We start from the raw sequence: 15,984 nt of genomic DNA, 5'->3' as shown, positions 1-15,984 counted from the left end.
ACCTAATTATATAAAAATATATGGAAAAAAGTCAAGTACAAATCAAAAAAACAACACCTGAAGGAAAACAGGAAAGGCCACCAGTTCTGTATCACGGATCTACTGTTTTAAATATAGAGGAATTTGAACCTCGTGTTTGTATTTATAAAGTTCCTAGTGATAGTTTTGATTTAACTACAACAGAACAAACGGGAGAAACTTATGATTCGAAAGTTCCGGTTCGTCCGATAAGTTCTGAAAGATTTAATTCGGTTTCTGAAGCAATAAAAAAATTTGGTGGGGAAATTATTTTCAAATAAAGTAAATAAAATTATAAAAACAGTAATAAAAGAAAATAAAAAAAATGAATAAAAAAATTACAACGGCGCTTATTTCAGTTTTTAATAAAGATGGACTAGAAGAAATTGTTAAGCTTCTGGCCAAGCATAATGTAAAAATTATTTCGACCGGCGGGACTGCAGAATTTATTCGCAAGCTTGGCGTGCCAGTGACTGAAGTGGAAGAAATCACCAATTATCCTGCTTTATTTGGTGGTAGAGTAAAAACACTACAACCACAAATTTTCGGCGGAATTTTGAATCGCCGAGATAACGTTGACGATCAGAAAGAAAAGAAAGAACACAACATAGAGAATATTGATTTAGTAATCGTGGATCTGTATCCATTCGAAGAAACTTTAGAAAGATATGAAAACGAGCCCTCCTTCGCCAATGCTTCGACGGGCGAGGAAGAAATAATAGAAAAAATAGATATCGGCGGAATATCTCTAATTCGTGCAGCGGCGAAGAACTTTAATGATGTTGTAGTTATTCCTTCTAAAAATCAGTATCAGGAATTAGCAGAGATACTTAAAAAAGGCACAGAAACAACTTTAGAAGAACGTAAAAAATTTGCAGGTGATGCTTTTGAGGTGACGAGCGCTTACGACAATGCTATTCGTGCATATTTTCAAGGAAAAAAATTGCGTTATGGAGAAAATCCGCACCAGAAAGCTGAATTTATCGGGAATCTAGAAAAAAGTTTTATCCAACTTCACGGAAAAGAACTTTCCTATAACAATCTTATAGATACAGAGGCTGCCATTATGGCTGTTTATGATTTTAAAGATCCTGCTTTTGCTATCGTAAAACATATGAATACTTGCGGTCTAGCAGTTAGAGAAGAAGGGCATTTATTTGAAGCATATCAAGCAGCTTATAACGCAGATCCGCTTTCAGCTTTTGGTGGAATTTTGGCATCCAACAGAACCATAGAAGAAGACATTACTAAGCTTATCAAAGAACAAAAACTTTTCGTAGAAGTAATCATCGCGCCAGACTTTTCTAAAGAAGCGCTCGATATATTAATGGAGAAAAAAGATTGCAGAATTTTGAAATGGCAGAAACCAATCCTTGCACAAAAACAAAACCGAACTTGTTTTACCGGAATTCTTTCTCAAGATCGAGACACGCATATTGAAACTGAAGAAGATTTAAAAGTAACAACAAAACGTGAACCGACGGATCAAGAAAAAAAAGACTTGCTTGTAGCTGCAGTAATTACAAAACATTTAAAATCTAATTCTATTGCTTTAGTAAAAGATGGGACGCTTTTAGCGATGGGTTGCGGGCAAACTTCTCGCATTGATGCCTTAAAGCAAGCTGTCGATAAAGCTAAAAAATTTAATTTTTCTCTCAAAGGCGCAGTGATGTCCTCTGAAGCATTCTTTCCATTTCCTGATTGCGTAGAGTTAGCAGGAGAAGAGGGTGTAAGCGCGGTAATTCATCCTGGAGGCTCGAAAAATGATCAAGCATCGATTGATATGGCGAATAAATATAATATGGCGATGGTAACGACTGGCTTTCGACATTTTAAACATTAAAAATTAGTTCTAATAAATTACGAAATATAAACTTTTCTTCGGTACGGAATTTTTGAAGCTTAAAAATTCCTGAAGTTCTCGGCTCGTCAGCCTCGAAACCCCTTCGAAAAGTTATATTTCGTAATTTTGAAAAATGTGATAAGATAATTTCATGAGTAAAAAACCTATTGTCGGCATAGTTATGGGTTCGGATTCAGATTTGGAGGTAATGGCAGAAGCAGGGAAAATACTCGGAGAATTTAATGTGCCTTTTGAGATGACAGTGGCTTCTGCGCACCGAAGCCCTGATTTGGTTCATAAATATACAGTGAGCGCAAAAGCTCGCGGATTAAAAATCATCATTGCAGGCGCAGGCGGAGCAGCGCATTTGGCAGGAGTGATCGCCTCTCTCACGACTCTGCCTGTCATCGGCGTGCCTATTAAAACTAAAAATTTATACGGCCTTGATTCAATTCTTTCTACGATAAATATGCCTTCGGGAATACCTGTAGCGACTGTCGGCATTAACTCTGCAAAAAATGCAGGGTTGCTGGCGATTGCCATGCTTGCAATAAATGATAAAAATTTAGAAAAGAAATTGATTGCTTATAAAGATAAAATGAAGATTGCAGTTAAAATAAAAGGTGAGAAACTTTTAAAAGTTGGATATAAAAAATACCTAAAAAAATAAAATGAGTGACTTGTACAAACAAGCTGGTGTAAATATTGAAGCTGGAAATGAAGTCGTAAAACGAATAAAAGAAAGCGTGGCGAGCACTCACACTAATGCTGTACTTACAAACATAGGACACTTTGGCGGACTGTATGATCTGGGAGAAATTTTAAAATCTTACAAACATCCAATCTTAGTCCAAAGTATTGATGGTGTAGGGACAAAACTATTAGTGGCTAGAATGGTAAACAAATATGATTCCGTAGGTGAAGATATAGTTGGGCATAGTTGTGGAGACATCCTCGCAATGGGAGCTCGACCGGTCACATTTTTAGACTATGTAGCAAATGAAACACTTGTTCCAGAAGAAATGGAGCAGATGGTCTCAGGTATGGCAAAGTCTTGCAGGGAAGCAGGAGTTTCTATCATCGGCGGTGAAACCGCTGAAATGCCCGGAGTATACATAAAAGGAGAACATGACATCGCTGGATGCATCACTGGCATAGTAGAAAAAGATAATATAATAACTGGAGAAAAAATTAAAGAAGGAGATGTCGTCTTTGGGCTCGCTTCTTCTGGATTGCACACAAATGGATTTTCTTTGGCAAGAAAATTAATTTTTGAAATTGCTAAGCACAACGTCAATGAAAAAATTCCCGAACTTGGTATGACTGTGGGCGAAGCGCTTTTACAAGTACACACTAATTACACCAGACCGATATTGGAAATTCTGGATTCCGGAGTTGAGATAAAAGGAATCGCGCATATAACTGGCGGAGGATTTATGGAAAATATTCCTCGCATCCTTCCTAAAAATCTTGATGCAGAAATCCAAAAAGGTTCATGGCCAGTTCTTCCCATTTTTCCTTTCTTACAAAAAATTGGTAATGTTAGTGAACAAGAAATGTATACCGCCTTCAATATGGGAATTGGAATGGTTCTGGTTTCGGAACTATCAGAAAAAACAAAAATTACAGAAATTTTTAAAAAATATCCGAATTTTAAAATATATGAAATTGGTAAAATTATTAAAGGAGAAGGAAAAGTAATTTTAATATAAATAAATGAATATTTTAGAAAAAACGGATTTCAAAAACTTGGGAGAAAAATATGTCGGTAAGGTGAGAGACGTGTATACCCAGGATGATAAAGTAATTTTAATTTCTACAGATAGGTATTCCGCTTTTGACCGCAACCTTGCGTTGATACCTTGCAAAGGACAGGTGCTGACCCAGGTTAGCCGTTTTTGGTTTGAAAACACAAAGGATATCGTGAAAAATCATGTAATAGATTTTCCAGACCCGAATGTAGTGGTAGGCAAAAAGTGTAAAGTTTTTCCTGTAGAAGTCGTACCGAGAGCGTTCATTACCGGAGTTACAGGAACCTCCCTTTGGACTTTATATCAAAGAGGTCAAAGAGATTTCGGAGATTTTGTTTTACCTGATGGTATGAAGAAAAATCAGAGATTGGATAAAGTCGTCTTGACGCCTACCACCAAACACGAAGAGCACGACCGACCGCTTTCAAGTAGAGATATAATCGATGGCGGGTATATGACAAAAGAGCAATGGGAAAAAATTGCTGATATTTCTTTAAAATTATTCAAACGCGGAGAAGAAATTGCATTAGCTCACGGTTTGATTTTAGTAGATACGAAATACGAATTCGGCTTGGATGAAAATAATGAAATAGTATTGGTGGATGAAATTCACACTCCGGATTCTTCTAGATATTGGCAAGCAAATTCATACCAAGGCAAGATAGACCAAGGCTTAGAACCGGAAAATTTTGATAAAGAATTTTTGCGTTTATGGTTTAAAAATAATTCCGACCCTTATAAAGACAAAATTTTGCCGGAAGCACCGATCGAAATGGTAAAAGAATTATCCAGCCGATACATCCGAATTTGCGAACAAATTACCGGTATTCCTTTTAAAGTCGAAATAGGGGATATTGCAAAAAGAATTGCAAGTAATTTAAAAAAATACGAAATAAAAAATGAAATATAAAACAATAGAAAATTCCATAAACCCACTTGATGGAAGATATTTTGAAAAGACTCGCGCACTGGTACAGTATTTTTCTGAGGAAGCATTGATGAAGTACCGAGTAAAAATAGAAGCAGAATATTTAATTGCTTTATCAGAGAATAAAATATTTCGTAAGTTTTTGCCAAACGAAATAAAAATAGTTAAAAATCTTTACGAAAAATTTGATGAGATTTCATATAAAAAAATAAAAGAAATAGAAAGGGCGACCAATCATGATGTAAAAGCAGTTGAATATTTTATAAAAAATGAACTTTCAAAGACGTCTTTAAAAGACAGCATAGAATGGGTGCATTTTGCCCTTACTTCCGATGATACAAACAATCTTGCTTATGGATTAATATTGAGCGAATCTGTCGCAAATGTCTTGATGCCTGCGTTAAAAGAAATAAATAAGGAACTCGAGCTTTTGGCTAAGAATCATAAATATTTACCTATGCTTGCGCGTACTCATGGTCAGCCGGCAAGCCCCACCACTTTCGGCAAAGAAATAAATGTGTTTGCTTCCAGGCTCGGACGAGGTTTGGATCATTTGCTCGGGCAAAAAATAATGGTAAAAATGAGCGGTGCTTCCGGAAATTATAATGCGCATGCAGTAGCTTTTCCAAAAATCGATTGGGTAAAATTTTCCGAAGATTTCATCAAAGATTTAAATAAAGATTTAACATTCAAACTTGAATTAAATTCAGTCACAACCCAAATCGAACCTCATGATTCTTATATTGAGCTGTTTGATCGTTTCAAGAGAATGAACAACATGCTTATCGATCTCAATCAAGATATGTGGAGATATATTTCCGACAATTGGATAACTCAAAAAGTGAAGGGAGGGGAAGTCGGCTCTTCAACTATGCCCCATAAAATAAATCCTATCGATTTTGAAAATAGCGAGGGGAATCTCGGCTTAGCCAATGCGCTTTTTGAATTTTTTGCTAGAAAATTGCCTATTTCTCGTCTACAACGGGATCTTTCGGACTCTACTGTGGAACGCGCTTTTGGTACGGCTTTTGGACATTCATATGTAGCTTATACTTCACTCCTTAAGGGACTTAGTAAAATTACTATAAACGAAATTAAAATAAAAGAAGATCTTAACAATCATCCGGAAGTAATTACTGAGGCGATCCAAACTATTCTGCGACGTGAAGGTGTGGCTATGCCGTATGAAAAATTAAAAGAACTGACTCGTGGTAAACAAATAACCCTCGCAGATATTCACGAATTTATAAAATCCCTAGATGTAAATGAAAAGATCAAAAAGGAACTTTTAACAATCACTCCGGAAAATTACACCGGTCTTGCTTCCAAACTCGCTTCAAAGTAATAAAAATGCAAAGTGAAACAAAAATCTGTCAAAATTGTAAAAAAGATTTTACGATAGAATCGGAGGATTTTAAATTTTACCAAAAAATAAAAGTACCTCCTCCGACTTTTTGCCCAGATTGCCGTTTACAGCGTCGTTTTGTTTTTCGAAACGAGAGAACCCTTTACAAAAGGACTTGCGACGGAAGCGGTAAAAATATTATTTCTGTTTATTCTTTAGATAAACCCTTTAAAGTTTATGAACGCGACTATTATTGGTCTGATAATTGGGATGCTTTATTTTATGGAAGACAATACGATTTCTCTAAGAATTTTTTTATCCAATTCAAGGAATTACAAGAGAAAGTTCCTAGGATAAATTTAAATGCTAACTTTGTTCACAATAGTGATTATTGCAATTATGTTGGCGATGTTAAAAATTCTTATCTTTGTTTCGGATCCATCGCTATTGAGGACTGTATGTATGGGTCTCCCTATGAATCAAAAAATTGCGTTGATACTCATCTAGCGCGAGAATGTCAATTTTGTTACCAATGCATAGATTGCGAAAAATTATCAAATTCTATATTTGCTCAAGAATGTTCCAATTCTTTTGACCTTATTTATTGTTTTGACTGCAAAAATTGCCAAGATTGTATTGGTTGTACAGGACTGCGCAGTCAAAAATATCACATTTTCAATAAAGCATATTCTAAGGAACAATATCTTGAAAAGAAAAATGAGTTGCTTAAAAATGGAAGAGAAGGACTAAGAAACATTCAAAAAGAATTTCTAAAAATCAAAGGAAATGTTCCGCATAAATTTGCCATAGAAATACAGTGCAAAAACGTGACTGGAAACAACATCGTTCAATCAAAAAATGTTCACAATTGTTTCGACGTTAAAAAATGTGAAGATGAAAAATATTGTATGCGAATGATTGATGGTCGCAATGTTTACGATACAAATTATTGTGAATTTATGGAGCTTACTTATGAATACATATCATTTTGGAAAAATACTAATACAAAATTTTCAAATACTTGCGGTGAATCTGATGAACTTTCTTATTGTGATTTTTGTTATGTATGTTCAAATTGTTTCGCCTGCGTCGGTCTCCGCAACAAATCCTACTGCATCCTAAACAAACAATACACCAAAGAACAATACGAAGAATTAGTCCCTAAAATTATAGAGCATATGAACACTATGCCCTACATAGATAGTAAAGGTAGAATATACAAATACGGAGAGTTCTTTCCAACAGAATTAAGTCCTTTCTGCTACAACGAAACCATTGCTCAAGAATACTTTCCTTTAACTAAAGAAGAAGCTTTAAAACAAGGTTACAAATGGAAAGACACCGAAGAAAGAAACTATAAAATCGAAATCAACAACAAAGATCTTCCGGATAATTTTGCCGACACAAAAGAAGAAATAATCGGTAAGGTTATAGAATGCGAGCACAAAGGGAAATGCAATGATCAATGCACTGAAGCCTTTAAGGTTATAGCCGAGGAATTTTCTTTTTACAAAAGAATGAATTTACCTATCCCGAAACTTTGTCCAAATTGCAGACATTATCAACGTATCGCTCAAAGAAACCCATTTAAGCTCTGGCATAGACAATGTATGTGTGATAAGGAAGATCATATCCATACTGGTAAATGTGAAGTTGAATTTGAAACCAGTTATGCCCCAGATCGGCCTGAAATAGTGTATTGTGAAAAATGTTATCAGCAGGAAGTGTATTAAAAACGACTAGGTCAGACCTAGTCGTTTTTGCATATTTTGTATTTTGAAATAAAGCGTGTAATATAAGATTATGTTACTTAGAGTTTTGGCTTTTTTTTTGCTTTTGCTTTCAATACTTTTCATGCCTTGGTGGGTATCTGCAATTTTGGCATTAGGAGGCATGATTTATTTTAATAAATTCTTCGAAGCAGCTGTTCTATTTCTTTTATCAGATTTGCTTTTTGGAGCAAAAGAAGCGAAATTCAACAATATGATTTTTGTTTCTTTTATTATGACAGTAATTATTTTCATAATCGTAGAAATTATGAAAAAGAAGTTAAAGTTTTACCCCGCATAAAACCGAACATGATCACCAGAATAATTAAAAAAAATAAATTAAAAAATAAAAATTCCTTCGTAGAGCCAGATGAAATTTTCCTAGACTCAAAAAATTTGCAGAATTTTGATCGCCAGCAATTTGAGGGGCGAATAGAGCGCCCGATCTCCAAAAAAACTATTTTAGTGCTGGGTATTTTGTTTTTATTTTTTTCTGGGATTTTTGGAGCTCGCCTAGTCTATCTGCAAATACAAAAAGGTGAGTCGTATTTTAACCGAAGTCAAAACAATATGTTTGAAAAGACTCTTATTTTTGCCGACAGGGGGATAATTTATGATCGAAATAAAAAGGAGTTGGCCTGGAACGAAAAAGGAGATCTTGGAATCAATCCACCTCTTGAAGAAAACAAAATCGCAAATCCTCCTGCTCGCGCATATTTATCTCCTGGATTTTCGCATCTTTTAGGATATGTGAGCTATCCTTCGCAAGACAACACTGGGAATTTTTGGCAAAGTAAATTTATAGGAAAAGATGGATTGGAAAAAGAATACAACGATACTCTTGAGGGCGAAAATGGAGCAACAATAGTGGAAACTGATGCTTTCGGTAAAATTTATTCAGAAAATATTGTAAATACTCCCAAACAAGGAAAAGATTTAGTAACTACGATCGACGCTCGAATTCAAGGAGAACTATTTAATCTTATTAAAAATCTTTCAGCTAATAGAACCTTTTCAGGCGGATCAGGGGTGATAATGGATGCTACAAACGGAGAGATCCTAACCACTACCAGTTTTCCTGAGTATAATTCTGAGATTTTATCTCTTGGAAAAGATGTACAGACGATAAATAGTTACTTAACGGATAAAAGGAAAGTTTTTCTGGATAAAAATATCTCAGGACTCTATACCCCTGGGTCTATCGTGAAGCCATTTTTTGCCTTAGGAGCTCTGACTGAAGGAGTGATTGATCCATATAAAAAAATTCTTTCTACGGGTTCTATTTCTATTCCAAATCCTTATTTTCCTGACCAAAAGACTGTTTTTAAGGACTGGCAAGTAAACGGCTGGACTAATATGATGGAAGCCTTGGCAGTATCTTCGGATGTATATTTTTATGAAATTGGGGGAGGATTTCAAGATCAAAAAGGGCTTGGAATAGCAAATATTGAAAAATATGCCAAGCTTTTTGGCTTTGGAGACAGGTCTGGAATCGACTTGCCAGATGAAAAAAAGGGGACAATCCCGAGTCCGCAATGGAAAGCTTTGAATTTCAAAAATGACCCTTGGCGCATTGGAGACACTTATCACACCGCCATCGGACAATATGGTTTCCAAGTGACTCCGATGGAAATGGTTCGCGCCGTAGCCGCTATAGGAAACGGGGGGACAATGCTGACTCCGCATTTAATTCTCGGAGACACAGAAAAGGAAAATCAAAAAACTTTGCTAAATTTAAACAAAAATTATTTTGACACCATCCACCAAGGAATGAGGCTTGCTGTTACATCTGGAACTGCAAAATCACTCAACGTTAATTTTACCCAAGTCGCTGCAAAAACCGGTACCGCGCAAGTCGGCCTCGCAAAAAATAAAGTGAACTCCTGGGTCATCGGCTTTTTCCCTTACGACAATCCCAAATACGCTTTTGCAATAATGATGGAGAATGGGCCATCTTCAACAGGCAGTGGCGCCGCTGCATCTATTATGGGCCAGCTTCTAAACTGGATGTCTGTAAATACCCCAGAATATTTTAAATAAACATTTTAAATCTAACAAACAAAACCCTATCTTTACAGATAGGGTTTTGTTATATATAATATACAAATGTTTTCTTGGCTTAAAAAACATTTTATTCCACACGAAGGAAATAATCATCGCCCGCATATCTTGCGGGATGTGAGCACTCGCAATATCGTCGCGATTATTATTTTATTTGAGCTCTTCACTTTCTTAATCCCGACACTCACGCATCTAAACACCAAAGGGGGCATGGCCACTGTCTTGCCCGCAGTTTTGGATGATCTTACAAATATTGAACGACAATCTCAAAATCTTCCGACTTTAACCGTGAGTCCGATTTTAAACAAGGCAGCCGAAATGAAAGCAAATGACATGGCGACAAAAAGCTATTTCTCCCACACCAGTCCTGAAGGAAAAACCCCTTGGTATTGGCTCATGCAAGTCGGTTACAAATACCAATACGCGGGTGAAAACCTCGCTATTAATTTTAGCGACTCCAGAGATGTTACGAATGCGTGGATGGCGAGCCCTACCCACAGAGCAAATATCGTAAAAGGGAACTACACAGAGATAGGCACAGGAATCGCAAAAGGCATTTATCAAGGCAGAGAAACAATATTCGTGGCACAAGTATATGCAAATCCTTTACCAGAAACAGTAACTCAAAACCAGCCCCAAAAAACAACTACAAAAATAACAGTAACAACACCTAAGGTTGCAAACACAAAAGAACCAGCAAATGTTCTCGGAACAGAGACCGTAGAAAATGTAGAAAATACCCCTAACAACGCTATTCTAAATACCACAACAAATCCAATTCAAAATCCTACTTTCTGGCAAAAATTATTGGCTTCGCCTCGCAACACTACCAATATAATTCTTTACGTTATTTTTGGAATAATTTTTATTGCATTGCTTTTATATATTATTCTAAAAATGAAAAATCATCATATTGATTTAATAACAAATGGCTTAATCGTTCTGGCTATTATCGGGGCAATTTTTTCTATAAACTATTATTTAAGCCATCACAATATGATAATCACTCAAAGTTTAGATTATTCAATTCAGAACTAGACTTTTTTGTGTTACAATTATATTAATGAAGAAATATATTATTACATTAATTTTTCTTTTCGTTGTACTGATATCCACTTTGGTTTTTTACTATAAATTCGATCCGTCTCTGCTCACTAGGATTTCTTTTTATTTGAGCCTGGCGAACCCTTCTATGCGCATAGTCAGGGTGGAGGAGGGTCTGCGCAAAGAACAAGTGGCGCAGGTGGTGGCAGACAAGCTCAATTGGAACACGCAGGAAAAAGAGGATTTTATTAATGCAAGCGTGGAGGGCTATTATTTCCCAAAAACTTATTTAATCTACAAGGATGACGATCCTTCTACGGTCAAAACAACGATGCTTGACGAATTTAATAAACAAGTAAGTACCGTTAAAAAACCAAAATCCAAACAAATAACCAATGAAGACACTGTCATCAAAATCGCTTCTATCATCCAGCGGGAAGCGGGGAGTAAAGATGATATGGCTTTGATTTCCGGAATAATTTGGAATCGTATTTTCAATGGAATGAAACTGCAAGTAGACGCGACTTTGCAATATGCCAAGGGTAGCGAAGAAGATGGATGGTGGCAAAATGTAACCTCTGAGGATAAAAAAATAAACTCTTCATACAATACTTACCTCTATGCTGGACTACCGCCCGGACCTATCGCAAACCCAGGCCTGGCTGCCATCAATGCTGCCTACAATCCGCAAAAAACCAATTGTCTTTTTTACTTGCACGATAAAAATAGAAAAATCCACTGCGCGGCAACTTACGAACAGCACAAAAAAAATATAGATGCTTTTTTGAAATAATGGGCTTGCATATATTCGTCTTTTACTGATACAATATGCTTATGAAAAAAGTGCGCATATTTTTGTTTTTAGGTATTTGGATAACGATATTGCCATATTTAGGTTTTCCATATTCATGGAAAGATGTTTTAACTACTCTTTCTGGGCTTGGGCTAGTTTATTTAGGTTATATTCTGTGTAAAGAACCAAAAATTAAAGAAATAAAAATGGAAAAAACTTTTGACAATTTTAAAGAAAACGATTTCAGAAAAGAAGAAAATATATAATATAATGCAAAAATTCGCTGATTTTTTAAAAACAAGACGTGTCGCTTTCACTATTTTAATAGTTTTTTTGTTTATGATTACTTTCATCGGAGGCGTGTATGTCGGCGACTCAAACAGACCGGAGATAGATAAGGTCATAGGTATTTCCAATAAAGAAACCCAGGTCATAACAAAAACAGACTTTGCCCCATTTTGGAAAGTTTGGAATATCATTAATGAAAAGAGTCCGTCTGTAGGTAAAACTACTGACCAAGACAAGGTCTACGGAGCTATTGGAGGGCTTGTAAGCTCGTTAAACGACCCATACAGCGTATTTTTTAATCCAGACGAGACAAAGTCTTTTGAGGAAGAAATTGCCGGTAATTTTGATGGTATTGGCATTGAAGTAGGATTAAAAGATAAAATACTCACGGTTATCGCTCCGCTCAAAAATACTCCCGCTTATCAGGCAAATATAAAATCCGGCGATAAAATTCTTAAAATTGACTCAACTATGACTTCTAGCTTAAGTATTGACGAAGCAATTAAATTAATAAGAGGGCCAAAAGGAACGGCAGTTACGCTCACAATTTTGAGAGAGGGAAGCGACAAACCGGAAGAAATAAAAATTGTGCGAGATACTATAAACATACCAACCTTGGATACGGAAAAAAGAACCGATGGGATTTTCGTAATAAAACTTTATAGTTTTTCTGCCAATTCCGCCAATCTTTTCCGCAATGCCATGAAGAAATTTTCAGAATCTGGTTCAGACAAACTTTTGCTTGATTTGCGAGGAAATCCTGGTGGATATTTGGATGCCGCTGTGGATATGGCAAGCTGGTTCTTGCCAAGCGGAAAAACCGTCGTGACTGAAGACTACGGCAATAATAGAAAGGCGGAGATCTTTAGAAGCAAGGGTTATAATATTTTTAATGACAAATTGAAATTTGTAATTTTGATAGACGGCGGTTCAGCTTCGGCTTCTGAAATTCTGGCTGGGGCTATGCAAGATAACAAAAGGGCAAAATTAGTAGGAAGTCAAAGTTTCGGCAAGGGATCAGTACAAGAAGTCGTCGACGTGACTCCAGATACGATTTTAAAAATTACCGTGGCAAAATGGCTGACTCCTAATGGAACTTCCATCTCTGAAAAGGGTTTAACGCCGGATTACCCTGTGGAAATAACTCAAAAAGATTTAGATACAAAAATAGATCCACAAATGGATAAGGCAGTAGAATTATTGTTAAAATCATGAAAGTAATATTTTTAAAAGACGTACCGAGAGTAGGAAAAAAATATGTCATTAAGGACGTCAATGACGGATACGCTTTGAATTTTTTGATTCCAAGAAAGCTAGCAGAAATGGCGACTCCAAACGCGATCGCTCAACTGGAAAAGAAAATGAAAAATATCAGAATAGAAAGAGAAACTCAGGAAAGCCTTCTCTTGAAAAATTTGGAAGAAATAAAAGGGAAAATCGTCACCATAAAATCTAAAGCGGATGAAAAAGGGCATTTATTTTCCGGAATAAAAAATAAGGAAATCATAAAAGAAATGAAAGCTCAACACGGAGCTGAGATCAGCGAAGAATCCATTGTGTTAGAAAAACCGATTAAAGAAATAGGGGAGTTTGAAATCCCAATTTCTGTAAAAGATAAAAAGTCTTATTTTAAACTAAAAGTAGAGAAAGCTTAAGATACTACGTTTACTAATTTTTTAACCGCAGTTTTGCCGTTGAAAGATGTTTTGCGTTTAGTGCCAAATTTTACTATCCCGTCTTTAATAGCGAAAAGGGTATGATCTTTGCCTGTAGATACGTTTACACCAGCCATTATAGCTGTACCTCGTTGACGAACGATAATAGACCCAGATTGAGCCTTTTGGCCATCTGTAAGCTTTATGCCAAGGTATTGTGGATTTGAATCTCTTAAGTTTTTCGCGGTTCCGCCCGCCTTTCTATGTGCCATGTTGTTTTATGTTATACTTTATAAGTAATAATATGAGTCTACACAATTCCCAAGAAAAAATCAACCCCGTTAAAGACCGCGAGGGCTCGCAGCGACCCTCTGTCTTTAACGGGGTCAAGCAATTCATAGAAAGCGAAAAGGGGAAGGATATTTTAGTAGTTGTTATTGTAATTCTAGTGGGCATAGGGTCATTTGAGCTAGGTAGACTATCAAAGAAAAACAGCCAGAAAGGCCTAAAAATCGAATATACGAACCCAATTACGGGCAAAACGGCTAATGTTCTATCTGCGTTCATAAATAGCGAAAATAGGGCACCAGCTGAAAATAATACAAATAATTCAGGAAAAAATTTCTTTGCTTCAAGCAAGGGAAGTAAATATTATTCTCTAGGTTGTTCTGCTGGGAAAACTATCAAACAAGAAAACAGAGTTTACTTTACAACAGGGGAAGAGGCGCAAGCGGCCGGATATACGCTTTCTACCTCGTGTAGGTAATAAAAGTTATACAATATCTGGTCATAATAATATGTTATTTATTATCAAGCTCCTTTCCTCCATGAAACTTTTCATGTATATCTCTAAGCCCCTTGTTTGTTACGTGGGTATAAATCTGCGTCGTAGCAACATTCTTATGGCCTAGAAGCTCTTGCACACTTCGTAAGTCAGCCCCATGGCTCAAAAGATCGGTAGCATAGCTATGGCGAAGCGTATGTGGCGTAACTTTTTTTGAAATTCCTGCAAGTATTGCACATCTTGAAATCATTTTCTGTATTGAGCGGGGAGTAAGTCTGTGATCATCATCTATATCTTTTCCGCGATGATTTATGAATAAGGGCTTCTTCTGAACATCTTTTCTTGACGCTAGGTAAATCCTAAGCCATAGAGCCGCGCGAGGAGAAATAAATATAGTTCGTATGTGTTTCCCTTTTCCAACAATAGAAAGCTCAAATGTACGTTTTGTATCCTTATCTTTCAAAAATGACATCTGATCAACATTTAATGCTACTAATTCAGAAATACGCATACCAGACGAAAAGAATAGTTCCATGATTGTGCGATCGCGAAGACCAATAGAAGTTTTTATATCAGATGTTTTTAGCATTTCTTCAATGTCGCGAACTTCAAGAAAAGAAATAGTTTCATCTGTTTTTTGTTTAGCTAATTTAACCTTAGAAGAGGAAAGTGTTTCTATATCACGATCAGCAAGAAAATCAAGGAGAGCGCGTACCGCTATAAGATAATAATTTTGAGATTTCTTACCCAAATATTCGCCAGAACGCGTTTTATAGCTTCGAGCTAAATATAACCTATAATCCCAAATATGGTTTGCGGTTAATTCATGTGGCTTCAAGTCTTCATTATTATTTTTCTTTAGCCAATCAGTAAATAATTTAAGATACTGCTCATAATTGCGTTGTGTATTATTAGATAATCCTTTTTCAATTTCACAGTAATCAAGAAAGGGGAGAATATATTGGGATATTGGTTGAGTGACATTTTTGCTGTTCATAAACAATAGTATACTAGTTCGCACAATATATGTAAAGCGAACTTATCCACATAATAATAAATATATGTTGTATTTAACTTATCTTACTACGCTTTGAAATAATGATTTAAACCAATCAAAAGCTCCCTTTAGCCAATTTATGATTTCAGCCCAAGTAAGATTAAAATAATTCAAAATATCAGATACAGTGAGATGAAAATAATTCATTAAAAGCAAAACTATAATAAGAAGAATAATTATTTGTAAAAAACCGCCCTGTTTATTTTTTGAAATATTTTTCATACTTGTATTTTATCATAGTTGATTGTTATAATAAACATATATGAAAACATTTATACATTTTATCGTTTCGACGATAGCAATATTAATAACAGCTTATATCTTGCCCGGAGTGCATGTCAGCGGATTATTGGCAGCCTTTGTTCTAGCTGTCGTTCTTGGAGCCATTAATCTTATCTTGCGTCCGATACTTATATTTTTAACTTTGCCTATCACAATCTTCACCCTCGGTCTTTTTGTTTTAGTTATAAATGGATTGTTGGTCATGCTGGCAAGCTACATCGTCCCAGGGTTTACAGTGGACAGTTTCTGGTCTGCGTTTTTATTCGGTATTGTCCTTGCAATCATAGGCTGGGTCTTGCAAGTATTTGAGAAAAGAGAATAATTACGAAACATAACTTTTCGCAGGGGTTTCGAGCGCGACGGCGC

19 protein-coding genes are annotated in these 15,984 nt (G+C 35.9%); 16 read left to right on the top strand and 3 right to left on the bottom strand.

Translation table 11 applies throughout. From position 1 onward, the window contains the following. Nucleotides 1-20: 20 nt before the first annotated feature. The 14 genes from PHT16_02775 to rplI all read left to right on the top strand — a co-directional run bounded on the left by PHT16_02775 (nucleotide 21) and on the right by rplI (nucleotide 13,495). On the top strand, nucleotides 21-299 hold the full coding sequence (locus tag PHT16_02775) for a hypothetical protein (GenBank protein MDD5721344.1): 279 nt from the start codon (nucleotides 21-23) through the stop codon (nucleotides 297-299). A 44-nt stretch (nucleotides 300-343) separates the two neighbouring features. Further along, nucleotides 344-1,861: a bifunctional phosphoribosylaminoimidazolecarboxamide formyltransferase/IMP cyclohydrolase gene (gene purH, locus PHT16_02770; protein MDD5721343.1), complete on the top strand. Its 1,518-nt coding sequence runs from the start codon at nucleotides 344-346 to the stop codon at nucleotides 1,859-1,861. A 151-nt stretch (nucleotides 1,862-2,012) separates the two neighbouring features. Further along, nucleotides 2,013-2,531, top strand: a complete 519-nt coding sequence (gene purE, locus PHT16_02765) for a 5-(carboxyamino)imidazole ribonucleotide mutase (GenBank protein MDD5721342.1) — start codon at nucleotides 2,013-2,015, stop codon at nucleotides 2,529-2,531. A gap of 1 nt (nucleotide 2,532) precedes the next feature. Next, nucleotides 2,533-3,573 (top strand): phosphoribosylformylglycinamidine cyclo-ligase, encoded by a 1,041-nt coding sequence (gene purM, locus PHT16_02760; GenBank protein ID MDD5721341.1) that lies wholly within the window; start codon nucleotides 2,533-2,535, stop codon nucleotides 3,571-3,573. Between the two features lie 4 nt (nucleotides 3,574-3,577). Next, nucleotides 3,578-4,522 carry a phosphoribosylaminoimidazolesuccinocarboxamide synthase gene (locus tag PHT16_02755; GenBank protein MDD5721340.1) on the top strand — a complete coding sequence of 315 codons (945 nt, stop codon included), beginning with the start codon at nucleotides 3,578-3,580 and terminating at the stop codon, nucleotides 4,520-4,522. Continuing rightward, on the top strand, nucleotides 4,512-5,885 hold the full coding sequence (gene purB, locus PHT16_02750) for an adenylosuccinate lyase (protein MDD5721339.1): 1,374 nt from the start codon (nucleotides 4,512-4,514) through the stop codon (nucleotides 5,883-5,885). The genes PHT16_02755 and purB overlap by 11 nt, the downstream gene beginning before the upstream one ends. Before the next feature lie 5 nt (nucleotides 5,886-5,890). After that, on the top strand, nucleotides 5,891-7,618 hold the full coding sequence (locus PHT16_02745) for a hypothetical protein (protein ID MDD5721338.1): 1,728 nt from the start codon (nucleotides 5,891-5,893) through the stop codon (nucleotides 7,616-7,618). Nucleotides 7,619-7,688: 70 nt separating this feature from the next. After that, entirely contained in the window at nucleotides 7,689-7,955 is a 267-nt protein-coding gene (locus PHT16_02740; protein ID MDD5721337.1) for a hypothetical protein, read from the top strand. 8 nt (nucleotides 7,956-7,963) lie between these two features. After that, complete coding sequence (locus tag PHT16_02735; protein ID MDD5721336.1) at nucleotides 7,964-9,694, top strand: penicillin-binding transpeptidase domain-containing protein; 1,731 nt, start codon at nucleotides 7,964-7,966, stop codon at nucleotides 9,692-9,694. Nucleotides 9,695-9,760: 66 nt separating this feature from the next. After that, nucleotides 9,761-10,753, top strand: coding sequence for a CAP domain-containing protein (locus tag PHT16_02730; protein ID MDD5721335.1), 993 nt, complete (start codon nucleotides 9,761-9,763; stop codon nucleotides 10,751-10,753). 25 nt (nucleotides 10,754-10,778) lie between these two features. Continuing rightward, nucleotides 10,779-11,552 carry an endolytic transglycosylase MltG gene (mltG, locus tag PHT16_02725; GenBank protein ID MDD5721334.1) on the top strand — a complete coding sequence of 258 codons (774 nt, stop codon included), beginning with the start codon at nucleotides 10,779-10,781 and terminating at the stop codon, nucleotides 11,550-11,552. Nucleotides 11,553-11,593: 41 nt separating this feature from the next. Then, nucleotides 11,594-11,818, top strand: a complete 225-nt coding sequence (locus tag PHT16_02720; GenBank protein MDD5721333.1) for a hypothetical protein — start codon at nucleotides 11,594-11,596, stop codon at nucleotides 11,816-11,818. A 4-nt stretch (nucleotides 11,819-11,822) separates the two neighbouring features. Beyond that, nucleotides 11,823-13,055 carry a S41 family peptidase gene (locus PHT16_02715; protein ID MDD5721332.1) on the top strand — a complete coding sequence of 411 codons (1,233 nt, stop codon included), beginning with the start codon at nucleotides 11,823-11,825 and terminating at the stop codon, nucleotides 13,053-13,055. Beyond that, complete coding sequence (gene rplI, locus PHT16_02710) at nucleotides 13,052-13,495, top strand: 50S ribosomal protein L9 (GenBank protein ID MDD5721331.1); 444 nt, start codon at nucleotides 13,052-13,054, stop codon at nucleotides 13,493-13,495. Before PHT16_02715 ends, rplI begins: the two co-directional genes overlap by 4 nt. Here rplI and rpmA read toward each other — a convergent pair. After that, complete coding sequence (gene rpmA, locus PHT16_02705; protein ID MDD5721330.1) at nucleotides 13,492-13,767, bottom strand: 50S ribosomal protein L27; 276 nt, start codon at nucleotides 13,765-13,767, stop codon at nucleotides 13,492-13,494. The two genes, rplI and rpmA, sit on opposite strands and share 4 nt — an antisense overlap. Before the next feature lie 32 nt (nucleotides 13,768-13,799). On the opposite strand from rpmA, the gene PHT16_02700 reads away from it, so the two are divergent. Beyond that, on the top strand, nucleotides 13,800-14,261 hold the full coding sequence (locus PHT16_02700; GenBank protein MDD5721329.1) for an Ada metal-binding domain-containing protein: 462 nt from the start codon (nucleotides 13,800-13,802) through the stop codon (nucleotides 14,259-14,261). A 34-nt stretch (nucleotides 14,262-14,295) separates the two neighbouring features. On the opposite strand, the gene PHT16_02695 is transcribed toward PHT16_02700, so the two are convergent. Together PHT16_02695 and PHT16_02690 are read right to left on the bottom strand one after the other, a co-directional pair. Beyond that, entirely contained in the window at nucleotides 14,296-15,276 is a 981-nt protein-coding gene (locus PHT16_02695; protein MDD5721328.1) for a tyrosine-type recombinase/integrase, read from the bottom strand. Nucleotides 15,277-15,354: 78 nt separating this feature from the next. Then, a complete protein-coding gene (locus PHT16_02690) occupies nucleotides 15,355-15,558 on the bottom strand; it encodes a hypothetical protein (GenBank protein MDD5721327.1) in 204 nt (67 codons plus the stop codon). Nucleotides 15,559-15,598: 40 nt separating this feature from the next. Between PHT16_02690 and PHT16_02685 the strand changes: the two genes are divergently transcribed. After that, complete coding sequence (locus PHT16_02685; protein ID MDD5721326.1) at nucleotides 15,599-15,940, top strand: phage holin family protein; 342 nt, start codon at nucleotides 15,599-15,601, stop codon at nucleotides 15,938-15,940. Nucleotides 15,941-15,984 lie beyond the last annotated feature (44 nt).

This window comes from Candidatus Paceibacterota bacterium (assembly GCA_028718635.1).
Taxonomy (GTDB): Bacteria; Patescibacteriota; Minisyncoccia; order Phycocordibacterales; family UBA9973; genus UBA9973.
Note: the sequence above shows the minus strand (reverse complement) of the source record. Positions and strands in the feature narration are given on the sequence as shown.